Source organism: Pseudothauera hydrothermalis (assembly GCF_003345255.1).
Lineage (GTDB): Bacteria > Pseudomonadota > Gammaproteobacteria > Burkholderiales > Rhodocyclaceae > Pseudothauera > Pseudothauera hydrothermalis.
Genome location: NZ_CP029331.1, coordinates 752,038 through 768,225 on the forward strand (window position 1 = coordinate 752,038; position 16,188 = coordinate 768,225).

The following is a 16,188-nucleotide window of genomic DNA, read 5'->3' on the forward strand; positions in this document are numbered from 1 at the left end:
CAAACGCACCACGCGAACGTCCGCGTGGTGCGCTTTGCTTTTGTATCCGGAGTTTTACGCATCATGATGAACTTATATTCCGGCACCACCGATCCGTTCAGCCACCGTTGCCGGATCGTGTTGTACGAGAAAGGCATGGACTTCGAGGTCATCGATGTCGATCTGTACAACAAGCCCGAAGACATTGCTGTCATCAACCCCTACAACCGTGTTCCGGTGCTGGTCGATCGTGATTTGGTGCTGTACGAGGCGAACATCATCAATGAGTATATCGACGAGCGCTTCCCGCACCCGCAGCTCATGCCGCCCGATCCGATCATGCGCGCGCGTGCCCGCCAGTTGCTGCATACCTTTGAGCTGGAGCTGTTCTCGCATATCGACGCGCTGGAAAAAAATCAAAAAGCGGCCGAAAAGAGCCGGGCCCATGTGCGTGATGAACTGGTGCAACTGGCGCCGATTTTCGTCAAGCAAAAATACATGCTGGGCGAAGACTTCTCCATGCTGGATGTGGCCATCGCGCCGCTGCTATGGCGTCTGGAGCACTACGGCATCGAACTGCCCAAAGCGGCCGCCCCGCTGCTGAAGTATGCGGAGCGGATTTTCAGCCGCCAGGGATTCATCGATGCGTTGACGCCGTCCGAAAAGGTCATGCGCCGCTGATTTCATTCACCTGGTCCCGCCCCCAGTCGGCGGGGCCTGTTTTGTAGTCTCCTGATGACCACCGCTTCCACCAAACCGTATTTCATTCGCGCGATTCACCAATGGTGCATTGACCAGGGGTTCACGCCTTATCTGGCTGCCGTGGTGGATCGCAACACCCGAGTGCCGCCAGGTTCGGCGCGCGATGGGCAGATCGTGCTCAACCTCAGTTATGACGCCACCCACGAGCTGTCTATCGGTAACGATCTGATCACCTTTCAGGCCCGTTTTGGCGGCGTGGCGCACTCGCTGGCGATCCCGGTGGCCAACGTCATCGCCATCTATGCACGGGAAAACGGCCAAGGTATGGCTTTCGAGCCGGAGGTGGTGACCGCAGCCGAAGCTGAGCCGAAGGGAGCCGAACCGATCGATGCCCCGCAGGCGGATGGGGTCGATCTTTCGCCAGATGACGGATCAGGGGGCGCTACCGGTGGCAGTACGGCCAGCCGGCGGGGGGCGCACCTCAAAGTGGTCAAGTAGCGTCGCTGTCGGACTGACCCAATCGCGATAGAGCGCAGCGAGCTTGCTCGCCATATTTTCGGCCGCCCAGCCGCGCGCATAGCGGTGCGCGTCGACGGCAAGGGCCTTCAGGCGCGCCTCGTCGGCCAATAGCTCTGCCACGATCTCTGCAAATGCCTGTGCGTCGGCCGGCGCGATGCGGGCGCCTTGCTGCGGGCCGAGGATGTCGCGGGTTCCCAGTTCGGCCACTGCCACCACCGGGGTGCCGAGCGCCATGGCTTCCAGCAGCACCAGGCCCTGGGTTTCGGTGCGCGAGGCGAACACGAAAAGATCTGCGGCCCGGTAACAATCGTGCAGCTCGCTGTTGCGGTCCAGGTAGCCCAAAAAGCGCACATGCTCATCCAAGCCGCGTCGCTGCACGGTTGCGGTCAGCGCGGGCAGGGCCGGCCCTTCGCCGGTGATCAGCAGCATGGCTTTGGGCTCGCGGTGTTTGAGGTGTGCGATCATGTCGATCAGAAAACCGATGTTTTTCTCGTGCGCCACGCGGCCGACAAAGAGCAGCAAACGGCGATCTTTGGGGATTCCGTAGCGGTTACGGAAGTAACAGCCATCGCCGCCGACAAATTGTCGGGCCGGCAGTCCGGTGGGCAGCACATGAAGCGGTCGGGTGACGCCATAGCCACGCAGGATGTCGGCCATCGCGGTAGAGGGCACGATCACCGCATCGAGCTGATTGCACTGAGCACGCGAAAAGCGGCGCGCTGCGCGACGCAGCCAATTCTTCGGCAGAAACGGGATGTAGTGATAGAAGTATTCCTCGAAGAAGGTGTGATAGGTCGCCACGCAAGGCACACCCAGGGCGCGCGCAATCTCCAGCCCGGCGTAATGCGCGGCGAAGGGGGTGTGCACATGGACCAGATCGATGCCACGGCTACGTAAAGTCGGCCATAGCGCGCGAATCGCGCTACGGCGCATCAGGCGGTCCTCGGGGTCCATCGGCAGGTAGCGCGAGGCAATGCGCAGAATATCCGGGTCGTTGTCGGGTGCGGCACCCGGATAGGCAGGCGCGATCAGGGTGGTGCGTATCCCTAGCGGGGCGAGGCTTTGGCGGAAGGTTTCGATGGAGGTGCTGACCCCGTTGATGCGGGGAAAGAACACATCCGAAATCATTAAAATATGCATGTCCGATGGCCGCTGGAGGCGATGCGGCACTGTAGGGCATCGTGGTGACGATTTCGTTTCAGTAAAGCCTTGATCAGGGTCAGATTGCGATGAACGTTTTTCGCTTATAAATGCCCGCCGGTTCCAAATTTGGAACCCCATGATCGACCGCCACATTTGTTTGAGAGACGCCCATGCCTGCAATGCACTGGCACGCCAAGCTGGAACTCGGCCTGGCAAAAATGGATGACACCCACCGCGAATTCATCGAGTTTTACAACGCCTTGCAGGCTGCGCCGGCAGACGCTTTCATCGAGCGGCTGGATGCGCTCATCGAGCACACGGTGGCGCATTTCGATCAGGAAAACCGCTGGATGGAGAAGGTGAACTTCCCGGGTTGTCACCGTGCCGAGCACGACCGTGTGCTGGCTGTCATGCGGGATGTGCGTGATCGCGCCGCCAAGGGCGACCTGTTTCTCGGCCGACGCCTGGTCGAAGAGCTGCCCGCCTGGCTCGACAACCATGTCAACGGAATGGATGCCGCACTGGCCTTTCACCTGCAAACCATCGGCTTCGATGTGCACACCGAGCGCTTTGTGGATAACGGCACCGGCGGCTGCACCACCCAAAGCGCAGGCGGCTGCGCCTGCGCCACATTGGGCAAAGACGACGCCGTCTGAGCGTCTGCCCTACAGACCGACGAATTCCCAACTGCCGTCAGCGCGTCGGCAGCCCAGCCCTTTGGTGCGGCGTGGCTGGGCGCCCTCGGCAATCAGCGTGAATTCGCGGCATTGCGATCTGCCGGCGTCTTTTCCGGCGATCAGTCGATAGTGCAGTCCGCCGGGTGCGTCCCAGCGCGCTTGGCGGCCGGCAGGTAACAGTTCGAGTGCGTGTCCGATGCAGGCGCGGTCCGGGTCGCCCAGGCTGCGTGCCAGTTCCGCTCCCAATACCGCGCCAATCGCGGTACCGACCAGCACCGCAATCGGTCGCCCGCTGCCATCGCCGATCTGGCTGCCAACTGCGCCACCGAGCGCGCCGCCCAGCACCGCGCCGGCCATCTCACGATCACACCATCCGTCAAGAATGCCGTAGTCGCGTGACCATTGGCGTCCGGTGTATCCCAGATAGTGCGAATCGTGCTTTTTGCGCCAGCCATGGGCCGGCGCATGCGCGGGTGGGTCGGCCTGTGCCGGGGCCGGCAAGCACGATAGCGCGATCAGAGCACCAGCAAAAATGCCGGTGGCAGCCCAGGATGTCTCAAGACCTTGCAGCACGTACATTCCGGAGTCCTCCGGGGGATGACCAAAGCAGTACGCCAGACTACCGGGCGTGAGCGCAGGCGGCTGTAACCGCTTGAATCGATCAAGCGCGCCCAACAAACGGAAACGCTGGGCTGGGACGGCCGCCGCTCATCAGCGTAGCCAATGCCGCAGCCGAGCCGCAGGCCAGTGTCCAGCCCAGCGTGCCATGGCCGGTGTTGTACCAGAGATTGACACCGCGCCCTTTGCCGATCACCGGGATGTTGCCAGGCGTGGCCGGACGCAGTCCGGCCCAGAGCTGAGCCTTGGCCGGGTCGATGGCGCCCGGCAGGCGGCGTTCCACCCAACGCAGAATGCTTTGTCCGCGCAGTGGGTCGATCGTGGTGTCGAAACCATTGAGTTCCGCCGTACCGGCGACCCGTAGGCGATGGCCAAGGCGCGAACAGACGATGCGTGCCGACTCGTCGGTCAGACTGACCCAGGGTGCGCGTGCCGGATCGGCCACCGGCGCAGTGATCGAATAGCCTTTTACAGGATAAATGGGCAGCCGCTCGCCCATCGGGGCCACCAGCGCCGGACTGTAGCTGCCCAGACAGATCACGTAAGCGCCGGCGCTCAACTGGCCGACGTGCCCGGCGGCGTCTTCGACCTCCACCGCGTCGATCAGCCCGCCGGTGTGCAACAGACGGTGGATACGGGTGTTGTAGTAAAAACGCACGCCTGCTTCTTCACATTTGGCGGCCAACGCCTGGGTAAACCGAAAAGCATCGCCCGATTCATCGTCCGGTGCGAAGATGCCGCCGGCCAGCCGCTCGGCGGCACCGGTCAGCGCCGGTTCAATGGCGAGCACTTCCTCGCGGCTGCACAGCTGGGCGCGAATGCCGAGGCGGGCGAGCGTGGCTACCCGTTCAGCGGCGCCGCGGAATGCGCGTTCGCTGAAGAATAGGTGAAGGATGCCGCGACCGAGAAATTCATAACCCAGCCCCAGTTCTTCGCGCAGGCTGCGTAACTGCGCGGCGCTGTAGCGCGCCAGCGCGGCGATCGCTTCAGTGTTGCGGCGCGCGCGTGCGGGCAGGCATTCGCGCAGAAAGGCCAGCAGCCAACGCCACTGCGCCGGATCGCGGCGGGGGCGCAAGCGTAACGGCGCATCGATGCGCCCCAGCCAGCGCAGCGCGACCAGCGGGGCGGAGGGATTGGCCCATGGTTCCGGGTGGCTGACCGAAATCTGCCCGCCGTTGGCGTAACTGGTTTCCAGGCCGGCCGCCGGTTGGCGGTCGATTACGCTGACATCGAAACCCGCGCGGCGCAAATACCAGGCGGTGGTGACACCGGTGAGGCCGGCGCCAAGGACCATGACATGCATGATGAATGAAGCGTGGCGTTTGCGGAAAAAGAGTGGTTCGCCGCTGCACCGTCGGCTCAGGCGGCGGTGAGATAAGCGTTGATGATACCCGCCGAGGGCAGTTTGGTGCGCGTCGATGGTGCACGGGCTGCCGGGAAGCTGGATAATCCGCGCATTCACAATCATGCTCAGAGGTGATCCAACCATGCGTCGTGTCACGTTGACCCAGTTTTTGATCGAGCAGCAGCGCGCCGGCCGCATGTCCGCCGACTTGCGACTGCTGATCGAAGTGGTGGCCCGCGCGGTGAAGGCCATTTCGGTCAATGTCTCCAAAGGGGCGCTGGCCGGCTTGCTCGGTGAGGCCGGCACCGACAATGTGCAAGGCGAAGCGCAGAAAAAGCTGGACGTGATCGCCAATGAAATCCTGTTACAGGCCAATGAATGGGGCGGGCATCTGGCCGCGATGGCTTCCGAAGAGGTCGAGGAGGTGCATCAAATCCCCTTCGATTATCCCAAGGGCGGTTACTTGCTGCTGTTCGATCCGCTCGATGGCTCGTCGAATATCGATGTGAACATTTCGGTGGGGACCATCTTCTCGGTGCTGCGCTCACCCGCAGAAGGGGGCGAGCCGACCGAGCAAAGCTTTTTGCAGCCCGGACGCGACCAAGTAGCCGCCGGCTATGCGCTCTATGGCCCGTCCACCATGCTGGTGCTCACGGTCGGCAAGGGCGTGCATGGCTTTACCCTGGACCGTGAAATGGGCAGCTTCCTGTACACCCATCCCTACATGACGGTGCCGGTCGATACCGCCGAATATGCCATCAATGCCTCCAATGCACGGTTTTGGGAGCCGCCGGTGCAGCGCTACATCAGCGAGTTGCAGCAGGGCAAGGACGGTCCACGCGGGCGCGATTTCAACATGCGGTGGGTGGCGTCGATGGTTGCCGATGTGCATCGCATTCTGACCCGCGGCGGCATCTTCATGTATCCAATGGATGAAAAGTGCCGGGCCAAGGGCGGCAAGTTACGCTTGATGTACGAGGCCAACCCCATGGCCATGCTCGTCGAGCAAGCCGGCGGCGCGGCCAGTACCGGACGCAGCCGCATTCTCGATTTGCAACCCGAGCAATTGCATCAGCGTGTGCCTGTCATCCTCGGATCGCTCAACGAGGTCGAGCGCGTTGTGGCCTACCACCGCGAAGGCTAAACCCCGCCTGTGGCGGACCGTGGCGCGGGCGGTCGTTGCCGTCGGTCTGCTGGGGGCGGTGGCTACGCCCGCATCGGCCCAAGTGGCCCGCCTGGAGGCGCCGGAGACGGTGCGTGCGTTGTTGGCCCGCCACCTGCGTATCCTGCAGGCCGACGCGGTCCTGCCGGAACTGACCATGGACCGTCATGCGCTGGCGCGCCGTACCCGCCGCGAAGCGGCCGATTTGCTGGCCACCGAAGGCTATTTTGCGCCCCGCATCCGCTTAGAGCGCGCCGATACCGGGCCGTGGACGGTGATCGTCGAGCCAGGCGAGCGTGCGCACATTGCCAGTGTAGACATTCGTTTTGTGGGCGATCTGGCCGGCGACGAAGGAGATCGTCCGGCACGGCGCCAAGCGCTGCGCGCAGCCTGGTCGCTGCAACCCGGCCAGCCTTTTCGTCAGGCGGATTGGGATGCCGCCAAGGCGCGGTTACTGGATGCGGTGTCGGCGCGCGACTACGCAGCGGCACGGCTGTCGGCCAGCAAGGCGGAGGTGGATGCGGACGCGGCCCGGGTGGCGCTGTCGCTGACGATCGACTCCGGGCCGCCTTTTACGCTGGGGCCGCTGAAAGTGAGCGGACTGCGCGAGCTGCCCGCCGATCTGGTGGCGCGCTACAGTGTGCTGCTGCCCGGCGAGCGCTATGACCGCGACCGCCTGCTGTCCTTTCAAAGCACGCTGCAGAATGCGCCGCAGTTTGCTTCGGTCGTCGTCGATATCGACCGCGATCCGACGCAGGCCGAGGGCGTGCCGGTCAGGGTTGAAGTCAGTGAGGCCCAGCCGCGCCGCGTGGGCTTGGGTGCCGGTTATTCCACCAACACCGGTTATCGGGGCGAGCTGAGCTACGCTGAGGTCAATCTGGCCGGACGCGGCTGGGAACTCTACAGCGGCCTGCGCCTGGAACAGCGCCGACAGACGCTTTTTGCCGATGTATTCCTGCCGCCGGCGCAGGCGCGCCATCGCGACAGCTTGGGCGCAGCGATCGAACGCAGCGATTTGCAAGGCTTGCGCCTGACCTCCCAGGCACTCGGTGTGGCGCGGGCCACCAGCCGCGACGGCATCGACAGCCAATGGACGGTGCGCTATCAACACGAGCGCAGACAGCCCGACGGGGCGCCGTCCAGCCGTAGTGACACGCTCAGTGTCAATTGGACCTGGTTGCAACGCCAAGTCGACGATCTACTCGATCCGCGCACGGGTTATGTGCTGGAGGTGCAAGCCGGCGGTGGCGCCCGTGCGCTGTTGTCCGAGCAGAATTTCCTGCGCCTCTACGGGCGGATGGTGCGTTATCAGCCGGTGCGCGGGCGCGATGTGCTGATTGCGCGCGCCGAACTCGGTGCCACGCTGGCGCCCAGTCGAGATGGGATTCCGCAAGACTTTCTGTTTCGTACCGGCGGAGCGCAGACGGTGCGCGGCTATGCCTACCAAAGCCTGGGCGTGCGGGAGGGCGAGGCCACCGTGGGCGGGCGCTATATGGCGGCTGCCAGCCTCGAGTATGTTCACTGGTTTCGGTCCGACTGGGCGGTGGCCGCTTTTGTCGATGGCGGCGATGCCGCCGATAGCCGGCAGGCATTAGATGTCAAACTCGGCTATGGTGCCGGGCTACGCTGGGCCAGCCCGGCCGGTCCGCTTGCGCTCGATGTGGCCTGGGGACGGGCAACCGGCAGCATGCGGCTACATTTGGGCATTGCCGTGGCCTTTTGAATATGGGACACGATGACAATCTGGTAGGCCGTGAGCTCGAACGCCGCGCCCGGGTCATCATGCCCGGCGAGTGGGCAGTCGAGCATGAGCGGCCGATTGCCACCTTGCTGGGCTCTTGCGTGGCCGTGGCACTTTATGACCCGGCGCTCAAACTCGGCGGGCTCAACCATTTCATGCTGCCTTATTTCAGCCGCAGTGCCGGGCGCAGCGAGGTCGACGCCCTGCTGGCCGGCGATTACGCCATGGAAGCCTTGCTCAATGCCATGCTCAGTCGCGGCGCCAAAAAGGACCGGCTGGTGGCCAAGGCTTTTGGGGGCGGGATGGTGATCTCTTCGCTCGATCAAAGCCAGATCGGTCAGCGCAATGTCGAGTTCACCCGTGAGTGGTTGGCACGCGAGGGCATTTCGCTGCGAGCGTCGGATTTTCTCGGGCAGTGGTCACGCAAAGTGGTGCTCGATCCGCGCACCGGCGATGTGTTCTGCAAGCGGGCAGCCAGCACACTGGCGATCTCGCAGCGCATCGAAAGTCGTGAGCAGGCTTATGCGCGGCGCCTTGCCGCTTCCAAGGCCCAAGACAATATCGAACTTTTCTGACGCATTTTTCTGCAAGCCGCCCTTGAAAAGCGCCAGGGGCGTCCCTATTATTGGCACTCGTCGGCGCCGAGTGCTAACAAGTTCGCCATGGCGTTGTTGGCCGTCCGCCCGGATTCATGACTTGCGGCGCCTGCCGCAGTCTCAATGTCCAACCTCAATTCAAATCAAAGGAGCATCCGATGAAGATTCGTCCCTTGCATGACCGCGTGATCATCAAGCGTCTGGAAGCCGAACGCAAAACCGCCAGTGGGATCGTGATTCCCGACTCGGCGGGCGAAAAGCCGGACCAAGGTGAAGTGCTGGCGGTTGGCAACGGCAAGATCCTGGACGATGGCAAAGTGCGTCCGATGGCCGTCAAGGTGGGCGACAAGGTGTTGTTTGGCAAGTATGCCGGCCAGACCGTAAAGGTTGAAGGCGAAGAACTCCTCGTCATGCGTGAAGAAGACATCATGGGCGTGATCGAGGCTTGAGCCGCTCGCCCGTTCTGCGCCAATCCGTTACCGCACTACCGAATACTCAAGGAGTTCAAAGCAAATGGCAGCTAAAGAAGTCAAGTTTGGCGATTCCGCCCGCGAGCGCATGGTCGCTGGCGTCAACATCCTGGCCAACGCGGTCAAGGTTACCCTGGGTCCGAAAGGCCGCAACGTGGTGTTGGAGCGCTCCTTCGGCGCCCCCACCGTGACCAAGGATGGTGTCTCGGTCGCCAAGGAAATCGAACTCAAGGACAAGTTCGAAAACATGGGCGCGCAAATGGTCAAGGAGGTTGCCTCCAAGACTTCCGACATCGCCGGTGACGGCACCACCACCGCCACCGTGCTGGCCCAGGCCATCGTCCGCGAGGGCATGAAGTATGTGGCGGCCGGCATGAATCCGATGGATCTCAAGCGCGGCATCGACAAGGCCGTGGCTGCTACCGTCGAAGAGCTGAAGAAACTGTCCAAACCCTGCTCGACTAGCAAGGAAATCGCCCAGGTCGGCTCGATCTCGGCCAACTCCGACAGCGACATCGGTGACATCATTGCCCGCGCCATGGACAAGGTGGGCAAGGAAGGCGTGATTACCGTCGAAGACGGCAAGTCGCTGCAAAACGAGTTGGATGTGGTCGAAGGCATGCAGTTCGACCGCGGCTATCTGTCGCCTTACTTCATCAACAACCCGGACAAGCAGGTCGCCATTCTGGAGCACCCGTTCGTCCTGCTGTTCGACAAAAAGATCTCCAACATCCGCGATCTGCTGCCGGTGCTCGAGCAAGTCGCCAAAGCGGGTCGCCCGCTGCTGATCATCGCTGAAGACGTCGAAGGCGAAGCGCTGGCCACCCTGGTGGTCAACAACATCCGCGGCATCCTTAAGACCTGCGCGGTCAAGGCGCCGGGCTTCGGTGACCGTCGCAAGGCCATGCTGGAAGACATCGCCATCCTCACAGGCGGTCAGGTCATCTCGGAAGAAGTCGGCCTCAGCCTGGAAAAGGCCACTTTGGAAGACCTCGGTCAGGCGGCCCGTGTGGAAGTCGGCAAGGAAAACACCATCATTATCGACGGTGCCGGTCAGGCCGACCGCATCGAAGCGCGTGTCAAGCAGATCCGGGTGCAGATCGAGGAAGCGACCTCCGATTACGACCGCGAGAAGCTCCAGGAACGTGTGGCCAAGCTGGCCGGCGGTGTGGCGGTGATCAAGGTGGGTGCGGCCACCGAAGTCGAAATGAAGGAAAAGAAAGCGCGCGTCGAGGACGCTCTGCATGCTACTCGTGCGGCCGTTGAAGAAGGCATCGTCCCGGGCGGCGGTGTTGCGCTGCTGCGCGCCCGCGCCAACCTGACCGGGCTCAAGGGCGACAACCATGATCAGGACGCGGGTATCAAGATCGTGCTGCGCGCCATGGAGCAACCGCTGCGCGAAATCGTCACCAACGCGGGCGACGAGGCCTCCGTGGTGGTGAACAAAGTCATCGAAGGGTCGGGTAACTACGGCTATAACGCAGCGACCGGCGAATACGGCGATATGGTCGAAATGGGCGTGCTGGATCCGACCAAGGTGACCCGCACCGCGCTGCAAAACGCCGCTTCGGTGGCCGGGCTGATGCTCACCACCGACTGCATGGTCGCTGAGCTGGCTGAAGACAAACCGGCCGGCGGCATGCCCGACATGGGCGGCATGGGCGGCATGGGCGGCATGGGTGGCATGGGCGGAATGGGTATGTAAGCCACGCCAAACCCGTGTATCTGTGAATCGGCCCTGCCTCGGCAGGGCCGATTTGCGTTGACCCGTGGAGTTGATGGATGCGTGCGTGCGGCCGCAGGCGTGGGATAATCAGGCGGACAGGGCAGAGGGAAAAAGCGGCGGAGAGCGCCCGTTGCTGGCGCAGGGGCGCCCTCCGGAATGGGCGCCCTGAAGGCGCTCATTCCCCATGACCGAGTAAAAGGAGAACAGCGGGCGTGACGATAAGCGCACGCGCTTACATATAACTTACAGCTTGATTCCAATGCGCATCCTCCTTGCTGAAGATGATAAGGTCATCGCCGATGGGCTGACCCGGACCCTGCGGCGCGCTGGCTACGCAGTCGATCACGTCGCCAACGGTGCTGAAGCCGATGCCGCGCTGGTTGCGCAGTTTTACGACCTGCTGATTCTCGATCTTGGGTTGCCGCGCTTGCCTGGAATCGAAGTGCTCAAGCGGCTGCGTGCGCGTAAATCGGCCATGCCTGTGCTCATTCTCACCGCCCAGGACGGGGTTGAAGACCGCGTGCGCGGCCTGGATGCCGGTGCCGACGACTATCTGACCAAACCGTTTGCCCTACCTGAGCTGGAGGCGCGGGTGCGTGCGCTCACCCGTCGCGGCACCGGTCAGCCGCGCTGCATCGAAATCGGCCACCTGTCCTACGATCAGGCCGACCGTGTGGTGCGAATCAATGGTCAGGTGATCGATCTTTCGGCGCGCGAGGTAGGACTGCTCGAAGTATTCATGCTGCGCGTCGGCCGACTGGTGAGCAAGGACCAGTTGGTGGACCATTTGTGCGGCTGGGGCGAGGAAGTCTCCAGCAATGCCATCGAGGTCTACGTACATCGCCTGCGCAAGAAACTGGAAGATAGCGGTGTGCGCATCGTGACCGTGCGCGGGCTGGGTTACTGCCTGGAAAACCCGGATGCTGACCCGGCGGCGAAAGCCTGAGCGCAAGGCGGCCGGCGAACGGACATCCGGCCAACCTAATTCGTTGTTCGGTGAGATTCTCGACTGGATGCTCGCGCCGTTGCTGTTTCTATGGCCGATATCCATCATCGTTACGCACAACGTGGCCGACAACATCGCCAACCAGCCATACGACCGCGCGTTGGCCGACAGCGTCCGCGCGCTGGCGCGGATGATCGACATCCAAGCCGGTCAAGTGGTGGTGAATTTCCCGGCGCCACCGCGCGCACTGTTCCGCGCCGACCAGGACGACACCGTGTACTACCAAGTTGCCGAGCACCCGGGCCAAATCGTGGTAGGCGACGCCGAAATCCCCTCTGTGCCGCGGCCGCCAAAAATTCTGCCTGATGAAGTGCTATTCCGCGACGAGGTCATCCACGGCGAGGAAGTGCGGATCGCCTACCAATTCGTTGAACTGCGCGCCGCCGCCGACGGGCGCCTGCTGCTGGTACAGGTGGCCGAAACCCGCAACAAACGCACCGATTTGGCTTCACGCGTGGTCACTGGCGTGCTGCTGCCGCAATTTGCCATCATCCCGCTGGCCGTGATTCTGGTGTGGGTCGGACTGACACGAGGCATCGCGCCCTTGTCCCGTCTGCAGAGCCTGATCCGCCGTCGTCGGCCCACCGATCTGTCGCCGATTCCGCCGGCCAGCGTGCCTGAAGAAGTGCGTCCGCTGATCGTCGCCTTCAATGACATGATGAGCCGCCTGGAAGAGAACCTGCAAGCCCAGCAGCGCTTTATCGCCGATGCCGCGCACCAGATGCGTACTCCATTGACCGGCTTGCGTATGCAGACCGATCTGGCGGTGCAAGAGACCGACCCGGAGCTGCAGCGCGAGTCGCTGCGCCAGATTGCTGAAAGTGCCGAGCGCGCCAGCCACCTGATCAACCAGCTGTTGTCACTGGCAAGAGCCGAAGCAAGCTTCGAGAAGCTCTATGCGGTCGAGCGGGTAGATTTGGAATCCATCGTCCGTGAGGTCGCACAGGATCTTTTTCCGCGGGCGCTTGCCAAGAACATCGATTTGGGCGTGGAAGGCAGCGGCCGAGCGCTTTGGATCGAAGGCAATCCGGTGCTGCTGCGGGAGATGATCAAAAACCTGATGGACAACGCCATCAAATACACCCCACGCGGCGGCAGTGTTACCGCTCGTACCCGCCATGCAGGGGCGCCCATTCTCGAAGTCGAGGATACCGGCATCGGTATCCCCGAAGCTGACCGCGAACGGGTGTTCGAGCGATTTTTCCGTGTGCTTGGCAGTGGTGTGGATGGCTCCGGTCTGGGGCTGTCGATCGTGCAGGAGATCGCCGAACTGCATCGCGCCACGGTCAGCCTCAACCCGAATCCCGCCGGACAAGGCACCATTGCCCAAGTCGTGTTTCCGCGCAGCCATGTTGCCGCGCCGCCCCCAGTCGGGCGCAGCGCAGGGGCAGAGCTCGGCAGCAAAGCGGATGCCGATTAGCTTGCCCGCTGCGCAGCAAGCGCCTGTGAGGCTGCCCTTTTAGCCGCCGAGTTGGGCCAGATGGAAGCGGTGGCGCAGGAAGTTTTGGAAGGCTTTGACCTCTTCCAGGGCGAGCCTCAAGCGGCCTTTTTCGATGCGATTGAGATGATCCAGCGGCAGACGGTTGCTGGGTTCGCGCCCTTCTTCCAAGGCCAGTAGCTGGGCGCGCAGGCGCAGGCTGACCAGCCAGTCGAAAGCGGCGATGAGGTTTTCGGCCTGATGGGCGTTGAGTACGCCAGCCTCACACAGGCCGAGGATGCGCGCACGGGTGCCGCCGTCTTGAATGCCGGCACGTAGCGCCATGGCTTTGACCCCTTCGGTGATGGCGAAAATGCCGGCTTTTTTGAGGTCGATGGTGCCGCGCTGCGGCCCCTTTTTGTCGGCCACGACGCGGCCAAACCAGCCCAGCGGGGGGCGAAACTTGACCACATTGGCAGCGCTTTTGGCCAGGAACAGCTCGTTGGCGCGCAGCCGTTCGGTGATGTAGGTCTTCAATTCACGCTCAAAAGCGCTGTTGCCGTGCAGGGTGCGCAGGTCGAAGAACATGCTGCCCGACAAAATGTTGTCTGGCGTGGGCGTGCTCAGCCATTTGTCGAGCACCTTTTTCCACTCGCCCAGGCTGCGCCGCCAGATGTCGTTTTTGGCCATGATGCCGCCGGGGCAAGGCGGCACGCCGATACCGATCAGGCTGTCGATCACATCGATGCTGAATGCACGCAGTCGCTCGATCTCGGCAGCGGACAGATCGTCCGCGTAAATGATCGCGTTATCCTGGTCGGTGACCAGGGTTTGCTCGCCGCGCCCTTCGCTGCCCAGCACCACAAAGGCAAAACGGTCGGTGAGGTCCGGGTAGCGTTCGGCGCGGATCCGTTCGATCAGGCGCGCGAGGATGCGGTCGTTGAGGTGGGCCACGGTTTGCACCAGGTCGCCGGTGCGGATACCGCTGCCGACCAGGTGTATCACCAGTTCCTCGACCTTGCGGTGCAGGGTTTTGAGTGCTTCGGGGCTGTCGGCGTCTTCGATCTCCAACATCAGCTGTTGGGGGGAGCGGCTTTGCAGACGCAGCGCGTCCGAGTCGGTCAGGATGCCGCTCAGCCGGCCGTCGGCATCGATCACGCACAGACGGTGGATGCGCCGCCGGCTCATCAGAAACAGTGCTGTATACAGGTATTCATGCTCGCCGATGGTCACCAGCGGGCTGTTCATGACATCGCGCACCCTCAGTTCACGCGGGTCCAGCCCCGCGGCTACCACTTTGTTGCGCAAATCGCGGTCGGTGACGATGCCGATCGGCTCGCCATCTTGGCATGCCACCACGCTGGAAATGCCGCGCTGGCGCATCTCGGCGGCAACCGCGACCAGCGCTTGATCGGCGGCGCAGGTCACGACGTTACGCCGGGCGAGTTGGCTGACCGGGGTGAATAAGACGTTCTCAGCGGTCATCGGAAATATCCCCCTGATCGATGCATGGTTTTACGGTTGGACTATATACGTTTGGCGGGCCGCCGTGGACGGGTGATGCGGGCCGGACGAAATTGCGTCAAACTGCCGGTTCTAAATCCGGAAAATCGCCATGGATGACGCACAACGGCTAAAGCGGCGGACCTTCGACACCCCGCTGGGGAGCATGGTGGCGCTTGCTGACGGGCAGGGGCTGGCGGGGCTGTATTTCGATGACCAGGATGATTTGCCGGATGCGGCGCACAGTATCGATGCACCTTCGCATCCGCTGCTACGCCAGCTCGAGCACGAGCTTGGCGAATATTTTGCCGGCCGCCGCGCGGTATTCAGTGTGCCGCTGGCCCCGGCGCCGACCGCGTTTCAGCAACGTGTACGCGCCGGGCTGATGGCGGTGCAGGCCGGACAGACCACCTCCTATGGCGCGCTAGCGCGCGCCATAGGCAGCCCGCAGGGTTTTCGCGCCGTGGCACAGGCTTTGGCCCGCAACCCGCTGGTGATTATCGTGCCCTGCCATCGGGTGCTGGCGCAGGGGGGCAAACTGGGCGGGTTTTCCGCCGGCCTTGCGCGCAAGTCGCAGTTGCTGGCCCATGAGGCGCGCCACTGGCGCGCCGGGCCTGTTTATTGAGACCTGTCGGCGCTTGCCGCGGTGTCCGCCGTTGCCGCCTCCAGCAAGGCTTCGCGCCGGGCCGCAGCAAGCAGTTCTTGTGCGCTCCAGTTCGGAATGCGGAAGTATTCCGGGTGCGAAGACACTTTGAGTGTGTAGGCCTCCTGGCCGGCTGCCTGGCCCAGCAAATAGTCGACGGTTGTGCCGTCGCGCCGGGTCAGCTTCAGGTGCAGAAGGGGCGTCTTGAGCCCGAATTCGGGTTTGGCCTCTTGGCCTAATACCGCGTCAAAGCGCAAATCGGCCAGTTGGCGGCTCAGCCGGACGGCGGCATCCGAGTTCACCCTCATGCCCTCGGGCAGGGGGCGGGCTGTCCAGGAAGCGTCTTGCTGCGCCCGCTCGATACGCAGACCGTCTATGTCGATGGCGGCGATCTCGGTCGGTGGCAGAGTCAGTAACGCTTTGTCTTGCCAGTCGCTCACACGCAGCGGAAGATCGAATAGAGCCAGTTCGACGATGTGGACTGCGTCATCGCCTTGGCGTCTGGCATGAAGCCGACGCAGTGCGGGCGAGCTGCCCAGGTAAAGCGTGGCCTGGGGGGTGTCGCCTCTGGCCAGGGTAATGCGTCGTTCGAAGTGCGCGTCGCCGACCTTGAAACGCGCATGGGCGCTGCGCGAGGCTGCCACCACATCGCCACGGGCAAGCCCGGCCAGGCGGTCGAGCAACTGTGTCACGCGCTCGCTGTCGGCCGGAAAGTCACCGGCTTCGGGCAGCCGCCAGCGACCGTCTTTGTTGACCAGCACCAGTTTGTCGTGCTCCGGGCCTTCCAAGGTGATGCGGTCGATGGCGGTCTTATCGAAGCTCAGCAGCGCGCCGCCCTGTTGGCTGACGCTCAGTGCCGAGTCGGAAAAACCTACCCCCAACGCCAGCAGAAGCTGCACCCCAAGGAGTACGGCCAGCCATTGGATCGTTTTCTTCATCGC

At 63.0% G+C, this 16,188-nt stretch carries 16 protein-coding genes; 11 read left to right on the forward strand and 5 right to left on the reverse strand.

Annotated features, from left to right (window positions below; all coding sequences use genetic code 11):
• Positions 1-63 precede the first annotated feature (63 nt).
• Together DIE29_RS03690 and DIE29_RS03695 are read left to right on the forward strand one after the other, a co-directional pair.
• Positions 64-660, forward strand: a complete 597-nt coding sequence (locus tag DIE29_RS03690) for a glutathione S-transferase N-terminal domain-containing protein (protein ID WP_114650252.1) — start codon at positions 64-66, stop codon at positions 658-660.
• Positions 661-714: 54 nt separating this feature from the next.
• Positions 715-1,179 (forward strand): ClpXP protease specificity-enhancing factor, encoded by a 465-nt coding sequence (locus DIE29_RS03695; RefSeq protein WP_114649259.1) that lies wholly within the window; start codon positions 715-717, stop codon positions 1,177-1,179.
• On the opposite strand, the gene DIE29_RS03700 is transcribed toward DIE29_RS03695, so the two are convergent.
• Positions 1,114-2,340 (reverse strand): glycosyltransferase, encoded by a 1,227-nt coding sequence (locus tag DIE29_RS03700; RefSeq protein ID WP_114649260.1) that lies wholly within the window; start codon positions 2,338-2,340, stop codon positions 1,114-1,116. The genes DIE29_RS03695 and DIE29_RS03700 overlap by 66 nt on opposite strands.
• 173 nt (positions 2,341-2,513) lie before the next feature.
• Between DIE29_RS03700 and DIE29_RS03705 the strand changes: the two genes are divergently transcribed.
• Positions 2,514-2,999, forward strand: a complete 486-nt coding sequence (locus DIE29_RS03705) for a hemerythrin domain-containing protein (RefSeq protein WP_102041011.1) — start codon at positions 2,514-2,516, stop codon at positions 2,997-2,999.
• Between the two features lie 9 nt (positions 3,000-3,008).
• Here the strand turns inward: DIE29_RS03705 and DIE29_RS03710 are convergent, their stop codons facing one another.
• On the reverse strand, positions 3,009-3,599 hold the full coding sequence (locus tag DIE29_RS03710; RefSeq protein ID WP_114649261.1) for a glycine zipper 2TM domain-containing protein: 591 nt from the start codon (positions 3,597-3,599) through the stop codon (positions 3,009-3,011).
• A gap of 82 nt (positions 3,600-3,681) precedes the next feature.
• Positions 3,682-4,941, reverse strand: coding sequence for a D-amino acid dehydrogenase (locus DIE29_RS03715; RefSeq protein WP_114650253.1), 1,260 nt, complete (start codon positions 4,939-4,941; stop codon positions 3,682-3,684).
• 184 nt (positions 4,942-5,125) lie between these two features.
• Between DIE29_RS03715 and DIE29_RS03720 the strand changes: the two genes are divergently transcribed.
• From DIE29_RS03720 to DIE29_RS03750, 7 genes are all read left to right on the forward strand, one after another.
• A complete protein-coding gene (locus DIE29_RS03720; protein ID WP_114649262.1) occupies positions 5,126-6,127 on the forward strand; it encodes a class 1 fructose-bisphosphatase in 1,002 nt (333 codons plus the stop codon).
• Positions 6,102-7,868: an autotransporter assembly complex protein TamA gene (locus DIE29_RS03725; protein ID WP_418333226.1), complete on the forward strand. Its 1,767-nt coding sequence runs from the start codon at positions 6,102-6,104 to the stop codon at positions 7,866-7,868. The genes DIE29_RS03720 and DIE29_RS03725 overlap by 26 nt, the downstream gene beginning before the upstream one ends.
• Positions 7,869-7,870: 2 nt before the next feature.
• Positions 7,871-8,461 carry a chemotaxis protein CheD gene (locus tag DIE29_RS03730; RefSeq protein WP_102041015.1) on the forward strand — a complete coding sequence of 197 codons (591 nt, stop codon included), beginning with the start codon at positions 7,871-7,873 and terminating at the stop codon, positions 8,459-8,461.
• Positions 8,462-8,640: 179 nt separating this feature from the next.
• The gene (groES, locus tag DIE29_RS03735; RefSeq protein WP_102041016.1) at positions 8,641-8,931 is read left to right on the forward strand and encodes a co-chaperone GroES; all 291 of its coding nucleotides are present in this window, start codon (positions 8,641-8,643) and stop codon (positions 8,929-8,931) included.
• A 64-nt stretch (positions 8,932-8,995) separates the two neighbouring features.
• Positions 8,996-10,657 (forward strand): chaperonin GroEL, encoded by a 1,662-nt coding sequence (gene groL / locus DIE29_RS03740; protein ID WP_114649263.1) that lies wholly within the window; start codon positions 8,996-8,998, stop codon positions 10,655-10,657.
• 280 nt (positions 10,658-10,937) lie between these two features.
• Positions 10,938-11,624 carry a response regulator transcription factor gene (locus DIE29_RS03745; protein ID WP_114649264.1) on the forward strand — a complete coding sequence of 229 codons (687 nt, stop codon included), beginning with the start codon at positions 10,938-10,940 and terminating at the stop codon, positions 11,622-11,624.
• Positions 11,599-13,104, forward strand: coding sequence for a sensor histidine kinase (locus DIE29_RS03750; RefSeq protein WP_114649265.1), 1,506 nt, complete (start codon positions 11,599-11,601; stop codon positions 13,102-13,104). The genes DIE29_RS03745 and DIE29_RS03750 overlap by 26 nt, the downstream gene beginning before the upstream one ends.
• 39 nt (positions 13,105-13,143) lie before the next feature.
• Here the strand turns inward: DIE29_RS03750 and DIE29_RS03755 are convergent, their stop codons facing one another.
• The gene (locus DIE29_RS03755; RefSeq protein ID WP_114649266.1) at positions 13,144-14,586 is read right to left on the reverse strand and encodes a putative nucleotidyltransferase substrate binding domain-containing protein; all 1,443 of its coding nucleotides are present in this window, start codon (positions 14,584-14,586) and stop codon (positions 13,144-13,146) included.
• Between the two features lie 130 nt (positions 14,587-14,716).
• On the opposite strand from DIE29_RS03755, the gene DIE29_RS03760 reads away from it, so the two are divergent.
• Positions 14,717-15,229, forward strand: coding sequence for a methylated-DNA--[protein]-cysteine S-methyltransferase (locus tag DIE29_RS03760; RefSeq protein ID WP_114649267.1), 513 nt, complete (start codon positions 14,717-14,719; stop codon positions 15,227-15,229).
• On the opposite strand, the gene DIE29_RS03765 is transcribed toward DIE29_RS03760, so the two are convergent.
• Positions 15,223-16,185 carry a DUF4340 domain-containing protein gene (locus tag DIE29_RS03765; protein ID WP_114649268.1) on the reverse strand — a complete coding sequence of 321 codons (963 nt, stop codon included), beginning with the start codon at positions 16,183-16,185 and terminating at the stop codon, positions 15,223-15,225. The two genes, DIE29_RS03760 and DIE29_RS03765, sit on opposite strands and share 7 nt — an antisense overlap.
• Positions 16,186-16,188 lie beyond the last annotated feature (3 nt).

Coding starts and splice junctions, on each gene's coding strand:
- DIE29_RS03755 (WP_114649266.1), bottom strand. CDS start 14,586: ATGACCGCTGAGAACGTCTTATTCACCCCGGTCAGCCAACTCGCCCGG.
- DIE29_RS03750 (WP_114649265.1), top strand. CDS start 11,599: ATGCTGACCCGGCGGCGAAAGCCTGAGCGCAAGGCGGCCGGCGAACGG.
- DIE29_RS03710 (WP_114649261.1), bottom strand. CDS start 3,599: ATGTACGTGCTGCAAGGTCTTGAGACATCCTGGGCTGCCACCGGCATT.
- DIE29_RS03695 (WP_114649259.1), top strand. CDS start 715: ATGACCACCGCTTCCACCAAACCGTATTTCATTCGCGCGATTCACCAA.
- DIE29_RS03765 (WP_114649268.1), bottom strand. CDS start 16,185: ATGAAGAAAACGATCCAATGGCTGGCCGTACTCCTTGGGGTGCAGCTT.
- groL (WP_114649263.1), top strand. CDS start 8,996: ATGGCAGCTAAAGAAGTCAAGTTTGGCGATTCCGCCCGCGAGCGCATG.
- groES (WP_102041016.1), top strand. CDS start 8,641: ATGAAGATTCGTCCCTTGCATGACCGCGTGATCATCAAGCGTCTGGAA.
- DIE29_RS03705 (WP_102041011.1), top strand. CDS start 2,514: ATGCCTGCAATGCACTGGCACGCCAAGCTGGAACTCGGCCTGGCAAAA.
- DIE29_RS03730 (WP_102041015.1), top strand. CDS start 7,871: ATGGGACACGATGACAATCTGGTAGGCCGTGAGCTCGAACGCCGCGCC.
- DIE29_RS03760 (WP_114649267.1), top strand. CDS start 14,717: ATGGATGACGCACAACGGCTAAAGCGGCGGACCTTCGACACCCCGCTG.
- DIE29_RS03720 (WP_114649262.1), top strand. CDS start 5,126: ATGCGTCGTGTCACGTTGACCCAGTTTTTGATCGAGCAGCAGCGCGCC.
- DIE29_RS03690 (WP_114650252.1), top strand. CDS start 64: ATGATGAACTTATATTCCGGCACCACCGATCCGTTCAGCCACCGTTGC.
- DIE29_RS03745 (WP_114649264.1), top strand. CDS start 10,938: ATGCGCATCCTCCTTGCTGAAGATGATAAGGTCATCGCCGATGGGCTG.
- DIE29_RS03700 (WP_114649260.1), bottom strand. CDS start 2,340: ATGCATATTTTAATGATTTCGGATGTGTTCTTTCCCCGCATCAACGGG.
- DIE29_RS03715 (WP_114650253.1), bottom strand. CDS start 4,941: ATGCATGTCATGGTCCTTGGCGCCGGCCTCACCGGTGTCACCACCGCC.